The organism is uncultured Maribacter sp. (assembly GCF_963975365.1).
GTDB lineage: Bacteria > Bacteroidota > Bacteroidia > Flavobacteriales > Flavobacteriaceae > Maribacter.
In genome coordinates this window covers 110482-128746 of sequence record NZ_CAXBGF010000006.1, presented here as the reverse complement: position 1 = coordinate 128746, position 18265 = coordinate 110482, and the positions used below count along the sequence as shown (strand labels likewise).

At 34.0% G+C, this 18265-nt stretch carries 20 protein-coding genes; 14 read left to right on the top strand and 6 right to left on the bottom strand.

Annotation, left to right across the window (positions count from 1 at the left end; translation table 11 throughout):
* The first annotated feature begins 6 nt into the window (after nt 1-6).
* Nucleotides 7-501, top strand: coding sequence for a hypothetical protein (locus tag AACZ49_RS09260; RefSeq protein WP_339653842.1), 495 nt, complete (start codon nt 7-9; stop codon nt 499-501).
* Nucleotides 502-604: 103 nt separating this feature from the next.
* A complete protein-coding gene (locus AACZ49_RS09255) occupies nt 605-1723 on the top strand; it encodes a TlpA disulfide reductase family protein (protein ID WP_339653839.1) in 1119 nt (372 codons plus the stop codon).
* 68 nt (nt 1724-1791) lie between these two features.
* On the opposite strand, the gene AACZ49_RS09250 is transcribed toward AACZ49_RS09255, so the two are convergent.
* A complete protein-coding gene (locus tag AACZ49_RS09250) occupies nt 1792-3414 on the bottom strand; it encodes a hypothetical protein (RefSeq protein WP_339653836.1) in 1623 nt (540 codons plus the stop codon).
* Nucleotides 3415-3578: 164 nt separating this feature from the next.
* Entirely contained in the window at nt 3579-4229 is a 651-nt protein-coding gene (locus AACZ49_RS09245) for a rhomboid family intramembrane serine protease (protein WP_339653834.1), read from the bottom strand.
* A gap of 14 nt (nt 4230-4243) precedes the next feature.
* On the opposite strand from AACZ49_RS09245, the gene AACZ49_RS09240 reads away from it, so the two are divergent.
* Entirely contained in the window at nt 4244-5182 is a 939-nt protein-coding gene (locus AACZ49_RS09240) for a lysophospholipid acyltransferase family protein (RefSeq protein ID WP_339653832.1), read from the top strand.
* Between the two features lie 55 nt (nt 5183-5237).
* Here the strand turns inward: AACZ49_RS09240 and glmM are convergent, their stop codons facing one another.
* Nucleotides 5238-6626: a phosphoglucosamine mutase gene (gene glmM, locus AACZ49_RS09235; protein WP_339653829.1), complete on the bottom strand. Its 1389-nt coding sequence runs from the start codon at nt 6624-6626 to the stop codon at nt 5238-5240.
* A 94-nt stretch (nt 6627-6720) separates the two neighbouring features.
* Between glmM and AACZ49_RS09230 the strand changes: the two genes are divergently transcribed.
* The 5 genes from AACZ49_RS09230 to AACZ49_RS09210 all read left to right on the top strand — a co-directional run bounded on the left by AACZ49_RS09230 (nt 6721) and on the right by AACZ49_RS09210 (nt 11056).
* Nucleotides 6721-7323, top strand: coding sequence for an ACP phosphodiesterase (locus tag AACZ49_RS09230; protein WP_339653826.1), 603 nt, complete (start codon nt 6721-6723; stop codon nt 7321-7323).
* A 55-nt stretch (nt 7324-7378) separates the two neighbouring features.
* A complete protein-coding gene (gene ggt, locus AACZ49_RS09225) occupies nt 7379-9070 on the top strand; it encodes a gamma-glutamyltransferase (protein WP_339653825.1) in 1692 nt (563 codons plus the stop codon).
* A gap of 74 nt (nt 9071-9144) precedes the next feature.
* On the top strand, nt 9145-9846 hold the full coding sequence (locus AACZ49_RS09220; protein WP_339653824.1) for a hypothetical protein: 702 nt from the start codon (nt 9145-9147) through the stop codon (nt 9844-9846).
* A 149-nt stretch (nt 9847-9995) separates the two neighbouring features.
* Nucleotides 9996-10592: a hypothetical protein gene (locus tag AACZ49_RS09215; RefSeq protein WP_339653822.1), complete on the top strand. Its 597-nt coding sequence runs from the start codon at nt 9996-9998 to the stop codon at nt 10590-10592.
* Nucleotides 10593-10630: 38 nt separating this feature from the next.
* Nucleotides 10631-11056, top strand: a complete 426-nt coding sequence (locus AACZ49_RS09210) for a GNAT family N-acetyltransferase (protein ID WP_339653819.1) — start codon at nt 10631-10633, stop codon at nt 11054-11056.
* Between the two features lie 9 nt (nt 11057-11065).
* On the opposite strand, the gene AACZ49_RS09205 is transcribed toward AACZ49_RS09210, so the two are convergent.
* The gene (locus AACZ49_RS09205; protein ID WP_339654019.1) at nt 11066-11833 is read right to left on the bottom strand and encodes a S24 family peptidase; all 768 of its coding nucleotides are present in this window, start codon (nt 11831-11833) and stop codon (nt 11066-11068) included.
* Between the two features lie 140 nt (nt 11834-11973).
* On the opposite strand from AACZ49_RS09205, the gene AACZ49_RS09200 reads away from it, so the two are divergent.
* The 3 genes from AACZ49_RS09200 to AACZ49_RS09190 are packed head-to-tail and all read left to right on the top strand — an operon-like array spanning nt 11974 to nt 14218.
* Nucleotides 11974-13233: a putative DNA modification/repair radical SAM protein gene (locus tag AACZ49_RS09200; protein ID WP_339653816.1), complete on the top strand. Its 1260-nt coding sequence runs from the start codon at nt 11974-11976 to the stop codon at nt 13231-13233.
* 27 nt (nt 13234-13260) lie between these two features.
* Nucleotides 13261-13431: a hypothetical protein gene (locus AACZ49_RS09195; RefSeq protein ID WP_339653813.1), complete on the top strand. Its 171-nt coding sequence runs from the start codon at nt 13261-13263 to the stop codon at nt 13429-13431.
* A 10-nt stretch (nt 13432-13441) separates the two neighbouring features.
* Nucleotides 13442-14218: a TIGR03915 family putative DNA repair protein gene (locus tag AACZ49_RS09190; RefSeq protein ID WP_339653810.1), complete on the top strand. Its 777-nt coding sequence runs from the start codon at nt 13442-13444 to the stop codon at nt 14216-14218.
* 335 nt (nt 14219-14553) lie between these two features.
* Here AACZ49_RS09190 and AACZ49_RS09185 read toward each other — a convergent pair whose 3' ends face one another.
* The gene (locus tag AACZ49_RS09185; RefSeq protein WP_339653807.1) at nt 14554-15183 is read right to left on the bottom strand and encodes a helix-hairpin-helix domain-containing protein; all 630 of its coding nucleotides are present in this window, start codon (nt 15181-15183) and stop codon (nt 14554-14556) included.
* Between the two features lie 199 nt (nt 15184-15382).
* Here AACZ49_RS09185 and AACZ49_RS09180 point away from each other — a divergent pair, with 199 nt between their 5' ends.
* The 3 genes from AACZ49_RS09180 to AACZ49_RS09170 all read left to right on the top strand — a co-directional run bounded on the left by AACZ49_RS09180 (nt 15383) and on the right by AACZ49_RS09170 (nt 17552).
* On the top strand, nt 15383-16366 hold the full coding sequence (locus tag AACZ49_RS09180; protein ID WP_339653804.1) for a phosphotransferase: 984 nt from the start codon (nt 15383-15385) through the stop codon (nt 16364-16366).
* Between the two features lie 319 nt (nt 16367-16685).
* Nucleotides 16686-17012: a hypothetical protein gene (locus tag AACZ49_RS09175; RefSeq protein WP_339653803.1), complete on the top strand. Its 327-nt coding sequence runs from the start codon at nt 16686-16688 to the stop codon at nt 17010-17012.
* Nucleotides 17013-17552, top strand: coding sequence for a hypothetical protein (locus AACZ49_RS09170; protein WP_339653800.1), 540 nt, complete (start codon nt 17013-17015; stop codon nt 17550-17552). It begins immediately after the preceding gene.
* 93 nt (nt 17553-17645) lie between these two features.
* On the opposite strand, the gene AACZ49_RS09165 is transcribed toward AACZ49_RS09170, so the two are convergent.
* Complete coding sequence (locus tag AACZ49_RS09165) at nt 17646-18170, bottom strand: hypothetical protein (protein WP_339653798.1); 525 nt, start codon at nt 18168-18170, stop codon at nt 17646-17648.
* Nucleotides 18171-18265: the final 95 nt, after the last annotated feature.

Sequence of the window (18265 nt, the reverse complement as noted above, 5' to 3'; positions counted from 1 at the left end):
AACTATATGAAGATTTTAAAAGGTATTTCAGTTTTATTATTTATGGCTACCTGCTCTCTATCAGCACAGGAAATAGCCGATCATGCATTAGGATTACGTTTAGGGGATAGTGACGGATTTGGCGCTGAAATCAGTTACCAAAAATCACTAAGCCAGAGCAATAGGTTGGAATTCGACCTAGGTTGGCGCGATAGTAGAAATTTCAACGCCTTTAAAATTGCTGGCCTTTACCAATGGGTACGCCCAATTGAAGGTGACTTTCAATGGTACTACGGTGTCGGAGGAGGTTTAGGAAGTGTAGATTTTCCAAATAACCCAAATACCAATAACGATGGAGGCTTATTCGTTTTTGCCGCTGGTGATATAGGAATAGAATATAATTTTGATATTCCTTTAATTCTTTCGTTGGATTTTAGACCCGAATTAGGGGTTGTTGGATATGACGGATTTTCTGATAATTTCGATTTTGATATAGGTCTTGGTATTCGTTACCAGTTTTAATCACTAGATTAAAACTAATTTAAAGACCTCTGACCATTGCGTTAGGGGTCTTTTTTTATATCTCATATATAAGTACATTTGCAACTTAAACTAAGTGAATTTTATGAAAAATAGCATTGTAATTTTACTAACTGGAATTTTAATGTTCAGTTGCAACACAAATCCAGAAGGCTTTACACTTAATGGAAAATTAAGAGGTGAAATTCCTGATGGAACAAAAGTATTTCTTAAAAAGATAGGCGAAAACAATCAACCTGTAGAGGTAGATACAGCAATAACTACCAATGGTGATTTTAAATTTACTGGTATAGCTGATATACCTGAACTGCATTATATTTTTGTTGAACAATTACCTGGCTATACTGCAGTGATTTTAGAAAACGGAGATATTCTATTTAATGCCGAAAGAGATAGCATGGGCTTTGCTGACATAAGCGGGACTTTTCAAAACGATGCTTTTGCTGATTATATGGAGCAATCAAGAGAAATTTCAATGCAAGCCCAATCTATACAACAAGACATGAAAGCTGCCTCTGGCGAAGCGGCCTTGGCTTTGCAAGATGAAATGAATGAATTACAGGATAAGTATAAGACTTTTGAATTGGACTATGTGAAAGCCAACCCAAAAGCATTAATATCTGCGTTAGTTCTCGACAGAGCAATTGCAACAAAAGCAGTTTCTTTATCAGAAATTGAAGGTATATACGATACCATGTCAGAGGAAATTAAAAACTCACCAGCTGGAAAAAAGGTTTTAGAAGGTATTGAGAAACTTAAAAAATCTGAAGAAGCTGGCAAGAGCACAAGTATCGGTGCAATTGCACCTGATTTTTCAGGTCCAAATCCTGAGGGTGAAACAATAGCTTTAAAAGATGTAATGGGTAAGGTAACCTTAATTGATTTCTGGGCAGGATGGTGTAGACCATGTAGGGCTGAAAATCCTAATATTGTTACTGTCTATAAAAAATATCATGATAAAGGCTTAAACGTTTTAGGTGTTTCCTTAGATAGAACAGAGGAAGCTTGGAAAAAAGCGATTACTGAAGATGGTTTGGAATGGAACCACATCTCTAACATTGCTTATTTCGACGATCAAATTGCAAAACTATATAATGTAGAAGCAATTCCTGCAGCATTCTTAATAGATGAAAACGGAGTAATAGTGGCTAAAAATTTAAGAGGTCCAGCACTTGAAGAAAAGGTAGCCGAACTATTAAACTAGTACTTTCCTTTAAATAAAAAAGCCCCAAGGTTTTCACCTTGGGGCTTTTTTATTTATTGCTTGATATGTTAAAATTTATTGAAATAATCATTAAAAGTACCTGTTACAGTAGCACTATTTGCCTTGGTTACTTTACCCCAAATAACTGCTATTGTACTTTCGCCTAAAAATTCTATTGTAGCACCATCTTCTAGTATTAAATCGCCATAAATTGACATACTACCTTCGATACGAAGGGTAGCTCCGGCTTTTACAACAATATCTCGTGATCTATTTGCCCTACCAACAACAATAGTTCCGTTCATTTCAAAAACACCGTTCTCATTAATAGTAATATCATCTCTAACGGTCCATGAACCACAAAGCAATAGAGTACCATCAACATTTAAAGAATTGAAACGTTTTGACCCTGAATAAGCTTGATCTTCACCAACGGGAACTGTATATCTTGAATTTCCGTTGAATGAAACCAAATTTTCACAACTACTTACCAAACTCTGAGTAGGTCTGTTCAATTTTATTATTTGAAATCCTGATTTACCTGAAGCCGCAAAAATATAATCTCCTTTAGATGCTACATAATTAATAGAACCTGTTAACTCTATAACACCAACACCTTGAGTATTATCCGTTGCATTCTCATTAAGACTAAGTCCTCCTGCACCATTTGCCATTAGCAAAACACCTTCATTCACTGCAACACCATATGTTACAATATCACCTTGTTCTGCGTTTTCAGGACTTGTTAGAATAGGCAAATACTCAACAAAGCTACCTGAAGTTGCATTATATATACCAGCGCCTTTAGAACCTTCTGCCACAACTATGTTATCGTTAGAAAAATCTAATGTACGCTTAGCATCTATTCCAAAATCTGATTCAATACTTATACTTCTAGTCACATTAAGACTTTGGTCTAAAAAACTAACACCTTGTGCTGCATCTAATACAGCTATTTCGTTTCCATTATAAGTAACGGAACGTAAATCTGCGAAAGCAACTTCATTCAAAATACTCATTTCATTCTTATCATAAATAACAACAAAACCATCTTGACCACTAGTAGCAATTACATTATTGTTCATAATACTTACATCTGTAGCGTTAAAACCTTCTTGAAATCCGAAAGTAATGTCCGAGGTATTAAGCCTACCACCACTTACTGCTATTTTTATTACTACTGAGTTCGCGGTAGCGGTTACAGATTTTTCAGCATCTACACCACCAGCTACATAAACATAGCCTTCGTCATAAGCAATTGAATTTAGGTCTGCGTTTGTAAAATATACTCTAGATGTAACTCTTGGATTATTAGGATCGCTTATATCAATGACATCGACGGCACCTACATAATCTTGACCAACAGTATTATAAGATACAAAGCCATAATCACCATTTAAGGCTACATGCGTAGCAGTTAAATTTTCTCCATTTTCAAATGAAGGAGGTGCAATTTGCGCAACCAAAGTAAGCGGATAATCACCAGCTTGTTCTACTTTACCAGTCGTATTGTATCTTTTTGCGCTTGAAATTGGATCCTCGTAAATATCTAGAACACCAGCACGGTCGAAACTCACACTATTGTCTAATTTTAACTGATTGATTTCCTTTATTAAATTATCTTCAGGGTTTTCAAAAATTTTAGTTTTAGCACTACAATTTAACACTAAGAAAAGTAGTAGATATGGCAATTAACCATATTTTTCTAAAAGATAGGGTTGAAATCATTTTTAATTCGGGTTTTTCCAATAACGACTTGTAGTGCCCAATTAATCTATTTCTATAGAGAAATCCGATGAATTACATCCCTTTTTAGTTCAAACAATCAAACGGAATACTTAAAACACAAAATCTTTTAAATCTTACCCATCTTCTCAAGAGCGAACAGCAAGATAATTGGGAGCGCTAATAAGCCAACCATTAGAGTTTCAGTTTGTAACAAACTTGGCATAAGCAATAACGTACAAGCATAACCTCCTATCGCACCACCAAAATGTGCCGTATGACCAATATTACCCAAACGTTTTTTCATTCCGTAGATAGAATAGAGTAAATACCCTATGCCAACTACATATGCTGGCACAGGAATAGGAATAAACATAATACCTAGCTGCATAGTTGGCTGCAAAAGTATTGCCGTATACAAAATACCGGTAACCGCACCACTAGCACCAACAGCAGAATAGTAGGGTTCGTCTTTATGAAAGCTTAACGCCAATAGACTACCCGCCAGAAGACTTACAGCATAAATTATAAAAAATTGAACAGGACCGAACCAATTGATTACAACACCCGCAAAAAAATAAAGGGTAAGCATGTTAAACAATAAATGCGAAATATCTACATGTAAAAACCCAGAAGTCGCCATACGTTCCTTCTGCCCTGCTTTTATAGCTCCAATACTGAATTTATAACGCTCAAAGAAAAAGGTATCATTGAAACCTTTAAGTGAAACCAATATGTTTGCCGCGATTATTGCTATTGTAGCTATATCAATGTTGTACATTATCTACTATTTATTTGGCGTCAAATATAACTATATTTGCCCATAATTTTTTGAGAATGCAACTATTGGCCTTTGTTTTAATCTACCCATTTCTATGGGTTATTTCCATTTTGCCACATCGATTATTTTATGGTATTTCTGATATCGCTTTTTTCTTTGTTTACCATATTTTTGGCTACAGACGCAAAGTTGTTCAAAACAATCTGAATTTGGTATTTCCAGATAAGCCGATGGAAGAAATAAATCGCATTGAAAAAGAATTTTACAAACATCTTTGCGACACCTTTTTAGAAATGGTAAAAACCATGAACTTAAGTAAAAAGGCGGTAGCCAAAAAATACCGAGTTGTAAATCCTGAGGTTTTACTTGAAATTGAAAAAGAAAGAAGTATTATAATTCTTTGTGCACACTATGCTAATTGGGAATGGAATGTTAGCATCAATAATTATGTAAATTCTAAAGGATACGCCGTTTACCAACAAGTTAATAATTCTTATTTTGATAATTTCATAAGAAAAACTAGAGCTCGATGGAATACTACCTTAATAACACAAGGCCAGACAGCAAAAACGATTATTCAAAATTTCAGAAATAATGTTCGCGCTACCTACGGTATGGTTAGCGACCAATCACCACAAGCACATAGAGCACACTACTGGACAGATTTCATGGGCATAAAAGTCCCGATTTTTAATGGCGGTGAAGCATTGGCTCGCAAAACAGGACTAGCTACCGTTTTTTTAAAGGTAAGCAAAGTAAAACGAGGTTATTATAAAGCTGAGTTTATTCCTATAGCACTAAATGGTAAAGAAACCGAAGAACATGAAATAACTAATAAGTTTCTACGATTAACAGAGGAACAAATACATGAAAAACCTGAGTACTATTTATGGACACATAAACGTTGGAAACACAGGGATAAGAAACCCGCAAACTTCGCGGAAATCGTATAATATTTTGAAGTATTAAAAAGCCGGAAGTAACTATTTGCTTCCGGCTTTTGGTATTTTATAAGCCCGCTACGGTTTTTATTTCACCAATAATACGATCGGCTAATTTATCGGCCTCTTCCTGGCTTTTAGCTTCTGTATAAATCCTAATGATAGGTTCTGTGTTCGACTTACGAAGATGAACCCAATTCTCGAAAAAATCTATTTTTACACCATCTATAGTAGACAATTCCTCATTGGCATATTTTTCAGCCATTGATTTTAAAATACCGTCTACATCTAAACCTGGTGTCAATTCAATTTTCTTCTTGCTCATGAAATAACTAGGGTAACTTGCCCTAAGATCTGCAACCGTACCACCTTTTTCTGCCATCAGCATTAAAAATAATGCTGTACCTACTAAAGAATCACGACCATAATGACTTTCTGGGTAAATGATACCTCCATTCCCCTCTCCACCAATTATTGCCTTGTTAGCTTTCATTGTAGTCACTACATTTACTTCACCAACTGCGGCAGCTTCATAAGTACCTCCATGTTTTTGAGTAATATCACGTAAAGCACGTGAAGAAGAAAGGTTGGACACTGTATTACCTTTTGATTTACCAAGCACATAGTCTGCACAAGCGACCAAAGTATATTCTTCACCAAACATTTCACCATCATTACTTATAAATGCCAAACGGTCTACATCTGGATCTACAACGATTCCGAAATCGGCCTTTTCTTTTACTACTAAATCACAGATATCTTTTAAGTGTTCTTTTAAAGGTTCAGGGTTATGTGGAAAATGTCCTGTTGGTTTACAATACAGTTCCACCACCTCTACTCCAAATTCTTTCAAAAGTTTAGGTATAGCGATTCCACCCGTGGAGTTAACACCATCTACAACAACTTTGAACTTGGCTTTTTTCACCACTTCAGCATCAACCAAAGAAAGATTTAAAACTTCATCGATATGAATATCAATATAGCTATCGTTCCTAGTAATTTTACCTAATTCATCAATATTAGAAAAATTAAAATCTTCCTTTTCTGCAATCTCTAAGATTTTTGCGCCTTGATCCGCATCTAAGAATTCACCCTTTTCATTTAATAATTTAAGAGCGTTCCACTGTTTTGGATTATGGCTTGCAGTTAATATTATTCCACCATCAGCTTTCTCCATAGGAACAGCGATTTCAACTGTTGGTGTTGTAGAAAGGTCTAAATCAATAACATCTATACCCAAACCTATTAAGGTAGAAACCACAAGATTCTGAATCATTTCTCCAGATAAACGTGCATCACGACCTATAACCACTTTTAATTTATCCTTTTTAGAATAGTCCTTTAGCCAAATACCATAAGATGCGGCAAACTTAACTGCATCTATCGGGGTAAGATTATCCCCTGGCTTTCCTCCAATAGTTCCTCGTATTCCTGAAATAGATTTTATTAGTGTCATATATTCTTAATAAGTTTTTGCAAATATAAAGGGTTAGTACTTACCTCTATGGTCCTTCTTTGTAAATTCGATTTAAGAAGTATAAATTAGGCGAATGAACTTTTTAGCACATATATATCTATCTTTTAATGATAAAGAAATTACAATAGGCAATTTCATCGCCGACAGTATTCGTGGTAATAAATTTGAACATTTACCCATAAGAATTCAAAAAGGAATAAAATTGCATCGTTTTATTGACACCTATACCGATACTCACGATATACCTAAAATTAGCAGTAAACGATTACATGCCAATTATAGTCATTATAGCAGGGTAATTGTGGATATTTATTACGACCATTTTTTGGCAAAGAATTGGTCAAAATATTCAGACACACCCTTAGACATTTTTGTGGATAATTTTTATGACCTTTTAGAGGATAATTATAAGATATTGCCTGATGGGGTGAAACGAATGATGCCGTATATGATTGCCGACAATTGGATTTATAACTATTCTAAAATGGACGGTATAGCGCGCGTGCTAAATGGCATGAATCGTAGAACTAAAAATAAATCTAAAATGAATTTTGCTATTTTAGACCTTGAAGAACATTACGATGCCTTTGAAGAAGAATTTTCCGATTTTTTCGAAGAGCTAATTACTTTCTCCAAGCATAAATTGATTTCATTGGAAATTAAAAATAACAAATAACACCTCTATTACAATAAAATACCCTCATTTATATAAACTAATAATTCAACTAACTATGAATCAACTAAAATTTATACTGACACTTACTGTAATTGTAATACTTAGCAGTTGTAAAGAGAATCCTGCCAGCCCAACGGGAACTGTTACCGATAAAGCCATGGTCGTTTCTGCACGAGAAGAAGCCTCAAAAATAGGCAGTGATATCATGCAAAAAGGAGGCAATGCTTTTGATGCTATGATTGGTACACAGTTAGCCCTTGCTGTCGCATATCCACGCGCAGGAAATATTAGCGGTGGCGGATTCATGGTATACAGAAGTGCAAATGGCGAAATTGGCTCTTTGGATTTTAGGGAAAAAGCACCTAAATCCGCCCATAGAGATATGTATTTAGACTCTTTAGGCAATGTAATTCCCAATATGAGCACATTAGGCGCTACCTCTGTTGGTGTACCCGGTTCGGTAGCAGGTATCATAGAAGTCCATCAAAAATTCGGAAAACTACCCTTAAAAGATATTTTCGATCCTGTAATTGCCTTAGCGGAAAATGGGGTTATTGTTACGGCTAAACAAGCCGAAATGCTTGATAATTACCGAGAAGTTTTCATTAAAGTGAATGGCGACAGTACTAAATTCGCTTCAGTTTATAAAGAGGGTGAACTTATAAAGTATCCTAAACTCGCAAAAACGTTACGTACGATAGCTGAAAAGGGAAGAGATGGGTTTTACAAAGGCGAAGTAGCTCAAAAACTAGCAAGTTTTATTCAGGCAAATGGTGGATTTGTAACCGAAGAAGATTTAGCAAATTACCAAGCTGTTTGGAGAAAACCAATTACGTTTAAATACAGAGATTTAAACATCATTTCTATGGGTCCACCAAGTAGTGGAGGTGTTACCATGAATCAAATTTTTGAAATGATTGAACCTTATGATATCGCATCGTTCGGACATAATTCAGAGAAAACCATTCAACTATTCACTGAAGCCTCGCGCCGTGCCTATGCCGACAGAAATTTCTATTTAGGTGATCCTGATTTTGTCGAAATTCCTTTAGTTGAATTACTTAAAGACGACTACATAAAAGAACGAATGTCTAATTTTTCATTTGAAAAAGCCACAAAGTCAGAGGATGTTTCTCAAGGTATGGTGGAAATTGCAGAAAGCATGGAAACAACCCACTACTCTATAGTTGATACAGATGGTAACGCGGTTTCAGTAACCACGACCTTAAATGGCAATTTCGGATCGAAATTATATTCTGATGAACTTGGCTTCTTCTTAAATAATGAAATGGATGATTTCAGCTCCAAAGCAGGTGTCCCCAATATGTTCGGACTGGTTGGTGCAGAAGCAAATGGAATAGAAGCTGAAAAAAGAATGCTTAGTAGTATGACCCCTACTATTGTTGAGCGCGATGGCAAACTATGGATGGTTGTTGGCACCCCAGGTGGGTCTACTATTATTACCGCTGTTGCACAAACCATATTAAATGGATATGAATTTAAAATGAGCATGCAAGATGCCGTAAACGCTCCGCGTTTTCATCATCAATGGCTACCAGATATGGTCATCTTTGAACCAAACGGATTTTCACCTACATTAATGGAACATTTAAAATCTAAAGGCTATTTAATTAATGAAGAACGCACTCCAATAATAGGTAAGGTTGATGCCATTAGAGTTTTATCAAATGGTAAATTAGAAGGTGGGGCAGATAAGCGTGGAGATGATGCTGCAATTGGGTTTTAGATGAGTCTAAACTTTTGAACTCACCATTATAAAATATCACTTAATTAATTGTAAATGAATTATTTAAATAACCCATGTTAAATAAATTATTTAAAATATTAGCGCTTCTGATTTTGTTAGTTACCATAGGTTTTGGTGTTCTATATTATCTCTACAACAAGCCTTTACCAACTGGCGAATTAGGGCCGGAAGCTGATGCTTTAGCCTACAGAATGCTTGATGCCCTACATTATAAGAATTTTAATAACACAAAGATTATTGAGTGGTCTTTTAGAGGAGATCACTCCTATAAATGGAATCGAGAAAAAGCTATGGTAAAAGTTTCTTGGGGAGATAATGTTGTTGAACTAGATTTAATAACTCCCCACTCAAGCAAGGCATATGTAAATAATGAGGCCGCTTCATATGAAACTACCCAAAATCTTATTGAAGTTGCACAGCGTTACTTCAACAATGATTCTTTTTGGCTTGTTGCTCCTTATAAGATTTTCGACCGAGGCACGGAACGTTATTTGGTAGATATGGAAGATGGTTCTGAAGCCCTACTAGTAACCTATACACAAGGTGGTGATACACCGGGAGATTCTTATTTATGGATTATTGAACCTAACGGAATGCCGAAAAGTTTTAAGCTTTGGACCAAAATAATACCTATAGGTGGCTTAGAAGCTACTTGGGAAGGTTGGATAGAAACTGAAAGTGGTGCTTTACTACCTGCCTATCACAAATTTGGTCCAATATCAATATCTATGGGAGAAGTGAAAGCATATAATTAATTACATGGCTTTTCAGCTTATTTTCTGAATTTTAGAAATTAACCTTAAATCAAAGTCATATAATTTTCGAATTCAGATTTAATATGATATCCATTTTTGAAAAAAGGATTAAAAGTAAGCCATAAAGCCAACAATCTAACTGACCACATATGCAAGATTATAAATTTCCACTTGATTTTACTTTTCACATAGGCACCTTATCCAATGACTTTACTGCTGTTGATGCCGATAAGAAAACAGTGGCTTATGTTAAACAAAAGCTTTTTAAATTCAAAGAAGATGTTGGGGTTTATGAAAATGAAAGCAAAACCAAGCTACTTTACACCATTAAAGCAGATCGGTGGATCGATTTCTCTGCCTGCTATTCGTTTTCAGACCCTATGGGACAAGAATTCGGTAAAATAGGCCGCAAAGGTTGGGCTTCTATTTGGAAAGCACATTATGAGATTTTCGACAAGAACAAGCAATTAAAGTACACCATACGAGAAGAAAATGCTTGGGTTAAAGTTCTAGACGGCCTAGTTGGTCAAATACCTCTTATTAATTTGTTTACCGGCCTATTTCTAAACCCTGCCTATTTAGTCATTAACGGCAATAATGAAACCGTGGTTAGACTTTCTAAAGAAAAATCTTTGGTCGGTCGTCGTTTTAAGGTTAGTGAATTAATAAAATTGAATGGAAACGATGATGATATCATTATACTCGGACTAATGATGATGGTTTTACTAGAAAGGCATAAAGGCTAGTGAATACTATTTAGCACTATATAAATTATATACTATTTATGACTATTCAACTACTAACTAAAAATGAAGTAACAGCTGCATTGCAATTACAGCTTACTGAGCTATACAAGCAACTTAATGCAGAATTAACCCAGTTGGACCTATCCACTGTTTTGTCGGATTACAAAACAACCGATGTAGTAATCTGTATGGACGGAAACGTTTTAACGGGAATAGCAATGATGGCAAAATATAAAGTGGTTTCAGGCCACAAGGGAATGATAGAAGATGTAGTTGTATCCTCTGAATACCGTGGAAAAGGTATTGGAAGAAAGCTAATGGAAAAACTTTTAGAACAAGCTGAAAAAGAAAATTTAAACGATGTACTCTTATTCAGTGGACACCATAGAACCGCGGCAATCGCTCTATATAAAAGCTTAGGATTCAAGTTGAAGAATAGTGGGTTATATATTAAACAATTCTAAAGCAAAACTTTAATTAACCTTCTTAACATGCTGTAATTGATTCTTTAACTCTTGCATAGACTCCTGTAGTTGGCGAAGTAATCCACTATCTGTTGTTGCATCTACATTAAAGGTTATTTTACTACTAACTTCCCAAATTTCCTGTATTTGAAAAGGTTTAATATCGTAAGGCGGGTAAGTTTCATTTAATGAAATCAAAGTTACATCATTTGAATTAGGTCGTTTCTCAATTTTCTTAACCATGATAGAATCTTGTAAAACCACCACATACATTTTATTCGCACTTATATAATCGATATGCTCAATTGCTCTTGCCAACACCCATTCACCAGGGTGCAGATTAGGCAACATACTATCACCCTCTACCTGAAACCCACGATAAGTTGCATTTCTGAACTCCGGAATGGGCAAATCAAATGCAGGAAGTTGTTGATACCAACTGGTATCTGAAATATTTTGAGGATAACCTGCGGCAGCTTTTGCATTTACAAGTACCATGTTGTCCCTATTCGCAGAATCAACAGTTACAACTTTAGGGATTACACTAGTTCTAGAAGTTTCTAAATATTGTTCTTCACTTTCCCCGAAAAGCCAAAGCGGATTAATCTTAAACTGTTTCAATAACTCTAAGATCACTTTACCAGAAAGTTTAGTTCGGCCTCGTTCTATATCAGCAGTTGTATTAGAGACACCAATAAGTGCCGCAAAATCTGCTTGCGTATATCCTAATTCTCTTCGTAAATCTGTAAATCGCTTTAAAGTCAGTTCGTTTTCCATGGCCTTGAAATATTCTGTAGAGACAATCCAAATCTCAATCTTCATCAAATATAATGATTATGGATTATTTCCAAAATATAATTTGGATTATTTCCATAATTAGGAATATATCCATATTTTTGGATTAATTACGTATTGCTATGGATTTTGATAGAATTAAAGAAAAATTGAGCATTTTGGCAGATGCGGCCAAATACGATGTATTATGCTCTAGTAGTGGTAGTAATCGAAAAAATAAGGACAATGGACTTGGCGATACAGGTAATGGCATTTGCCTTACGTATACCGAAGATGGTCGTTGTGTTTCACTCTTGAAAATTCTACTAACCAATCATTGCATATTTGATTGCGCCTATTGCGTTACGCGTAAGAGTAATGATATTAAAAGAGCCGCCTTTAAAATTCAGCAGATGGTTGATTTAACCATAAACTTTTATAGAAGAAATTATATTGAAGGTCTTTTTTTGAGTTCTGGTATCTTTAAAAGTGCCGACCATACGATGGAACGCCTTATTGCTGTGGCAAAAAAAATTCGAGAAGAAGAAAATTTTAATGGCTACATCCATATAAAATCTATACCTGGTACAAGTGATGAATTAATGTATGAGGCCGGATTATATGCAGACCGGTTATCGGTGAATATAGAAATCCCCACAATATCCGGCCTTAAATTACTTGCTCCAGATAAAAAACATGAAGATTTCATAAAACCAATGTTTAAGGTAAAAAATGAAATAATACGATATCATGAAGAACGTAAAATAATACAAAGCACAGCTAAATATGCTCCGGCAGGACAAAGCACACAAATGATTATTGGTGCTACTGGGGAAAGCGATAAGGACATTATGTATGCTGCCTCTCATTTTTACAAAAATCATAAAATGAAACGGGTATATTATTCTGGTTATGTTCCAATATCTACTGATAGCCGGTTACCATCCTTAGGAGCAGAGGTTCCTATGTTACGCGAAAATAGATTATACCAGACCGATTGGCTTTTACGCTTTTATGGTTTCAGTGTGAAGGAAATTTTAGATACCGATAATCCGAATCTTGAAATGGATATAGATTCCAAATTAATGTGGGCTTTACGAAACTTAAATTATTTTCCTGTAGATATAAATAAAGCAGAAAATCACATATTAGCCCGTATACCGGGAATCGGCATGAGCTCTGTGCAAAAAATCATTAATGGAAGAAAATACAGAAACCTAAGTTGGGACCATTTAAAGAAAATGGGCGTTGCCCTTAATCGAGCCAAGTATTTTATCATTTGTAATTCTAACGATTGGGAACGAAGAGATTTAGATGCATTTAAAATAAAAGGAATGATATTACAAACTCAAAATAGTAAATTCAAAAAACACTATAGCAATGAATTATCTATATTTAATTAAAGTTATACTTTATTAATTTCAATCATCATGGAAAATTTAAATACCGCTTTAAATGCACGTAAGTATAAAAACTCTAGTTCTATTTTAGCACGAAGTCAGGTACAAATTTTAGCCGTAGGCTACCAAGTGGTTATGCTAAAAAGCAAGCTCAAAAAACAGCTTAAAATTTTTATCAACGCCTTTTTATTCAACTTCTAAATTTGCTCTAATGAATACTACAAAAACCTTAATTTATGATGGTAGTTTTAATGGTTTTCTAACTGCCGTTTTTATCGGATTCGAACAAAAAATACCTCATGCCGACATTCAACGACAAGGACAAATACAAAGTGGTCTATTTGCCGAAACAGAAATCATCTTCACTAACGTTGAAAAAGCACAACGGGTTTGGAATGGTATACGTAATAAAAGTAATAGCGCTATAAAAAATATTTACTTCGCATTCTTAAGCGAACAAAATAATATAGAAGCCCTCCTCTACCATTATATACAAAAATTAATGGGTAGTAAATATAAAAGCACTAACGATTATAGCGATGATTGTATTTTAAAAATTAATCAACTAGCACATAAAGTAGGAAGAGAAAAACACCGTATGGAGGCTTTTGTACGTTTTCAATTAACCAAAGACGATGTGTACCTCGCCAACATAGAACCTGATTTTGACGTTCTTCCTTTAATATCTAAACATTTTAGAAACCGTTACACAGACCAACAATGGATTATTTATGACGTAAAGCGTACATATGGTTTATTTTATGATTTGCAAAGAGTCGAAATAATATCTCTAGATCTTTCTGATATTCACACTAACCAAATTGGAAAAAGCGCTGTTTTTACTGATACGGAATATGATTACCAAAATCTTTGGAACAATTACTTTCAAAGTACAACCATCAGATCTCGTATTAATACTAAACTACATGTACAACATGTACCAAAAAGATACTGGAAATATCTTTCAGAGAAAAAGGAGGCCGTTTAAAAAGCTATTTTTCAAAATAGTCCTATATCACATTAGCAATTCTAAAATAATGTAAATAGATAATGGGTATACTCTAAGCATTCTATATGGTATTTTACATAATTTTCATGTACTAGTTTCTATTTGGTAAAAAGCTCTCTTCAATAATAATAATGAATGTAGAAAATAGAATCATTAAAAATTTAAACCTGATTTTCACCAGTAAAAACCTACAATAATTCAAATATATTTCCACCAAAAAGCACAAAAAAAACAATTCATTAGGCGGTTAGTCTTTTGAATATTTTAAAATACTTGTTCTTACCCTTTTAGGTAATTATTTACCACCATCTAATTTATCTTGTAGTTTTTTTTAGTTCGTCCCATTTGTCTGCACTCGCCAATTTTGCCTGTTTTGGCCAAGAGTTCGGTTTATGCATTGCATAGCGAGAACCCGCTTCTTTAAGAATACCCTCTAATACTTTAACAGATGCTTTACTTAGTTTTTCAAAAGTTTCTAATCCGTTTTCAGTTAAGATAGTCGCGATTTTAGGTCCAATGCCCTCAATTTTTTTTAAATCATCCTTTTTAGACTTTTTAACCGTTTTTGCTATCGGTTTTGCTGAGGCTTTCTTAATTGTTTTTTTTAACGGCTTCTCTTTTAGAGGTATTTTACTCAAATCAACAACACTGTTTTGAATACCAGTATAAGGTGAAGGTACATAATCATCGGCTGCATGATCATTGAACCAACCTTTGTCATCACTTAAATATCGAAACTCATAACGCTTACCATTTTCAAGCCTTATACTTTTTACATACGTGTTGCCTTTCTTTTCCATTTGAAAAGTACTGTCATTACTTTGCCAATTATTAAAATCACCCAACAACAAAACATTTGATGAGCTAGGAGCCTCGTTTTCACCAATTGAAAAGGTTACTAAAGTATTTGCCCCTTTATCTTTTATTTGTTTTTTCAGTGCCATGTTTATTGATTTTATATAGGTTATAAATGTAAATTAGAATTTACTCATTTTCAATGAGTTTACCTTAAAAAATTAGTTAATTATACACTATTAAGTAATCTCGGACAATCCATTAACCTCTTTAGATTTAGGGTTATTTTTACATTTACCTTTTTAGGTTTCTTTTGACAACAATAATTGATTAAAATTCAAGTCTACTATGAAAGCATTTCCTGTCATAGCTTCTATCCTATCAGCAAAAGAATTGGGTGAGTTTGTAAAAGAAAAATACGGCCTACATGAAAATTACCAGTGTAGCTTAATTAGGACTGGAATGAATCATACCTACTTTCTTTCTAACCATGAAGCAAAATTTGTCTTAAGGGTATACAGCCACAATTGGAGGTCGAAAAATGAAATCAATGAAGAATTAGGACTTCTAAAATTTCTCAAAGAAAATGCATTGAGTGTTTCGGTACCAATTCATGATTGCGAAGAAAATTATATTCAAGAAATAACTGCTCCTGAAGGTATACGTTATGTTGTTCTTTTCTCTTTTTCTAAAGGTGATAAAATAAGATTCATGAATCATGAGACACTATTCAATATTGGCAGCAATATGGGTAAAATGCACCAACTAACTTTTAACAAAAAGATTGAACGTCTTAATTATGCCAAACAATCACTTATAGAACTCCCCTATCAACAATTAACACATTTCTTCTCAGAATCATTACCTGAAATGAAATACTTAAAAGAATTGGGTGAATCTTTTAATGATGAAGACTTTTTCGACAAAAACAATGGTGTTGTTCATATGGATATATGGTATGATAATATGTCTGTTTTAAATGACAATGAAATCACTTTATTCGATTTTGATTTTTGCGGAAACGGTTCACAAATTTTAGATATTGCCTATTTCTGCAAACAATTATTCTTCATTGAAACCGACAAAGAGCAATACCAACTTAAAGTTAAGAGTTTCTTAAACGGATATCAAAAAACTAGAGTATTAACCAACCAAGAAATCAACGTATTACCAATCGCTGGTGCCGCAACTTTTATGTTTTATTTAGGTGTACAAGCAAAAAGATTTGATTGGTCTAATGTATTTTTAACAGAGAACTATCTTAAAATGTTTGTTGGGAGAATTAAGCTTTGGATGGAATATCATAAAAACAAAGAAAAGCTTTACCAATGAAATTCAATGTGGCTTCCAAATTTATTGCTTAAATAACAAGCTATCTATCTTAAATCAATTCCTATTTACATTGTTATGCTTCTGGGTAGTTTGAAGTTTACCAATTATATATTAAGTTATGTAAACAAAGCTTAGCTAGCCCTCTGAATTGAAATAGATAAATATCTATGTAACTCATTCATTCATCGAATTAATTAATAGAATCTATTATAGGCGCATGAAAGTTAACTCTCTTTTTTTATATTTTTTATTTTGATCATGTTTACCTTATTTGGCCAAAGCAATATTTTAAAAGAACATTTTTTGCCTATCGGTGATATTGAACAATGAATTACAATTAAGGTATATTACCAACCCTGTTATTCTTTTTATTCATGGTGGGCCAGACAATACTATGAGTCAGTATAAAGATGATATTTATGACAGTTGGTCTAAAGAGTTTATATGGGACCAAAAGGGAGCTGAAAAAACCTTTGGTAACAACATTCCAAAAGAAATAAATAAAGATTTCTATATGAATAACCCTTTAACTATTGAACAAATGACGAATGATGGTATTGAACTAACCCAATACCTGCTTAAATATCTAAATAAAAGAAAAGTTATTCTTGTTGGCACATCTTGGGGGTCAATTTTGGCAACTTAAATGGTTTTATACCAACCAGATTTATTCCATACTTATATAGGCCATGAACAGTTTGTGAATTTTTCGAACAGTATAAAGAATGCTTATATTGAAGTTTACAAAATGGCAAGTAATGCAAAAAATACAATAGCCATAGAAAACATAGAAACTTTAGGGCCACCACTATATACTAAAGCTAAAAATCATGGACAACTATTACGTATTGTGAAGCAATTTGAGAATGAGAATTCAACTTACGCACCTTCTTCCTGGTGGAAAATAGCCCCGTCTTGTGATAATATTAAAGATAATAATGACAGATATAATGGTGATGATTATTCATTTTTAAATTTGGTAGGCGATAAAAATATCGGAGTTACTTCAATGGTACAGGATATTGACTTTGAGAAAACCGGTATGGTTTTTCATTTGCCAATATTTTTAATACAAGGTTCGAACGACATCTTAGCTTCAAAGAACTTGAACAAGTTTTATTTTGAAAGAATAAAGGCTCCTAGAAAAGGATATTTTTTTTGGTTTCAGATGCTGCTCATAGTTTAAATCAATCCGTTATCAATAAAAAATACGAGGTTATAAAATCACTTCATGTTCAAAAATAACATGACAAGTAGTAGCTTTTTGACTCATTTATCACTAACTCTTCTCCCCCACAAAATGGTCGCTTTTATTCTTAAAAAGCACATTGAATGTTGTTAAACTTCCATAGATTCGAGTTATATATTGTTGTAAATCAACCTTTTCTTGGTCATCTAAATTCTTACTAGAGTTTATTTTCTGTTCCATAACTCGAATACGGTCTCTCACCATCACTATTTTATGAAAAAAGGTGTTAATAGGAATTTCCTTGTTACTTATACCAGCTTCGCCTGGTTCTAAAACAAGATTACCACCTTTCCACTTATCGGCAATTGCAACCCGCTGAGTTACATCGCTCCATTTTTGAAGAATTTCGACCAGGGAACTTTCTACATCAAAAAAACTAACCGTATCAACTTCATTGCTTATCGCTTCTATAACTTCAAAATCGGCATCGATTTCAATCGTTTCCAATCCCTTATCCATGAATGTCACCCAATATTGGTTTGAAGACACATTGGTAACCACCCCTTTACCGAAATCTGCATGTAAAATCCTTGACCCTATTCCTAGTATTTTCATTGTATTCATTTTTAATTAAGTTGCTAATGTATATCCAACTTTAATCATCCACAAAAAGTTTACGATTATTCATTAGAAAAACTGTCGAACGATAT

What these genes read in the sequence shown, in the direction of transcription:
- AACZ49_RS09185 (WP_339653807.1), bottom strand. Translation starts at nt 15,183, where the DNA reads ATGGCACTGAAAAAACAAATAAAAGATAAAGGGGCAAATACTTTAGTA.
- AACZ49_RS09195 (WP_339653813.1), top strand. Translation starts at nt 13,261, where the DNA reads ATGGAAAATTTAAATACCGCTTTAAATGCACGTAAGTATAAAAACTCT.
- AACZ49_RS09205 (WP_339654019.1), bottom strand. Translation starts at nt 11,833, where the DNA reads ATGGAAAACGAACTGACTTTAAAGCGATTTACAGATTTACGAAGAGAA.
- AACZ49_RS09245 (WP_339653834.1), bottom strand. Translation starts at nt 4,229, where the DNA reads ATGTACAACATTGATATAGCTACAATAGCAATAATCGCGGCAAACATA.
- AACZ49_RS09210 (WP_339653819.1), top strand. Translation starts at nt 10,631, where the DNA reads ATGACTATTCAACTACTAACTAAAAATGAAGTAACAGCTGCATTGCAA.
- AACZ49_RS09230 (WP_339653826.1), top strand. Translation starts at nt 6,721, where the DNA reads ATGAACTTTTTAGCACATATATATCTATCTTTTAATGATAAAGAAATT.
- AACZ49_RS09180 (WP_339653804.1), top strand. Translation starts at nt 15,383, where the DNA reads ATGAAAGCATTTCCTGTCATAGCTTCTATCCTATCAGCAAAAGAATTG.
- glmM (WP_339653829.1), bottom strand. Translation starts at nt 6,626, where the DNA reads ATGACACTAATAAAATCTATTTCAGGAATACGAGGAACTATTGGAGGA.
- AACZ49_RS09215 (WP_339653822.1), top strand. Translation starts at nt 9,996, where the DNA reads ATGCAAGATTATAAATTTCCACTTGATTTTACTTTTCACATAGGCACC.
- AACZ49_RS09165 (WP_339653798.1), bottom strand. Translation starts at nt 18,170, where the DNA reads ATGAAAATACTAGGAATAGGGTCAAGGATTTTACATGCAGATTTCGGT.
- AACZ49_RS09220 (WP_339653824.1), top strand. Translation starts at nt 9,145, where the DNA reads ATGTTAAATAAATTATTTAAAATATTAGCGCTTCTGATTTTGTTAGTT.
- AACZ49_RS09190 (WP_339653810.1), top strand. Translation starts at nt 13,442, where the DNA reads ATGAATACTACAAAAACCTTAATTTATGATGGTAGTTTTAATGGTTTT.
- AACZ49_RS09170 (WP_339653800.1), top strand. Translation starts at nt 17,013, where the DNA reads ATGGTTTTATACCAACCAGATTTATTCCATACTTATATAGGCCATGAA.
- AACZ49_RS09200 (WP_339653816.1), top strand. Translation starts at nt 11,974, where the DNA reads ATGGATTTTGATAGAATTAAAGAAAAATTGAGCATTTTGGCAGATGCG.
- AACZ49_RS09260 (WP_339653842.1), top strand. Translation starts at nt 7, where the DNA reads ATGAAGATTTTAAAAGGTATTTCAGTTTTATTATTTATGGCTACCTGC.
- AACZ49_RS09255 (WP_339653839.1), top strand. Translation starts at nt 605, where the DNA reads ATGAAAAATAGCATTGTAATTTTACTAACTGGAATTTTAATGTTCAGT.
- ggt (WP_339653825.1), top strand. Translation starts at nt 7,379, where the DNA reads ATGAATCAACTAAAATTTATACTGACACTTACTGTAATTGTAATACTT.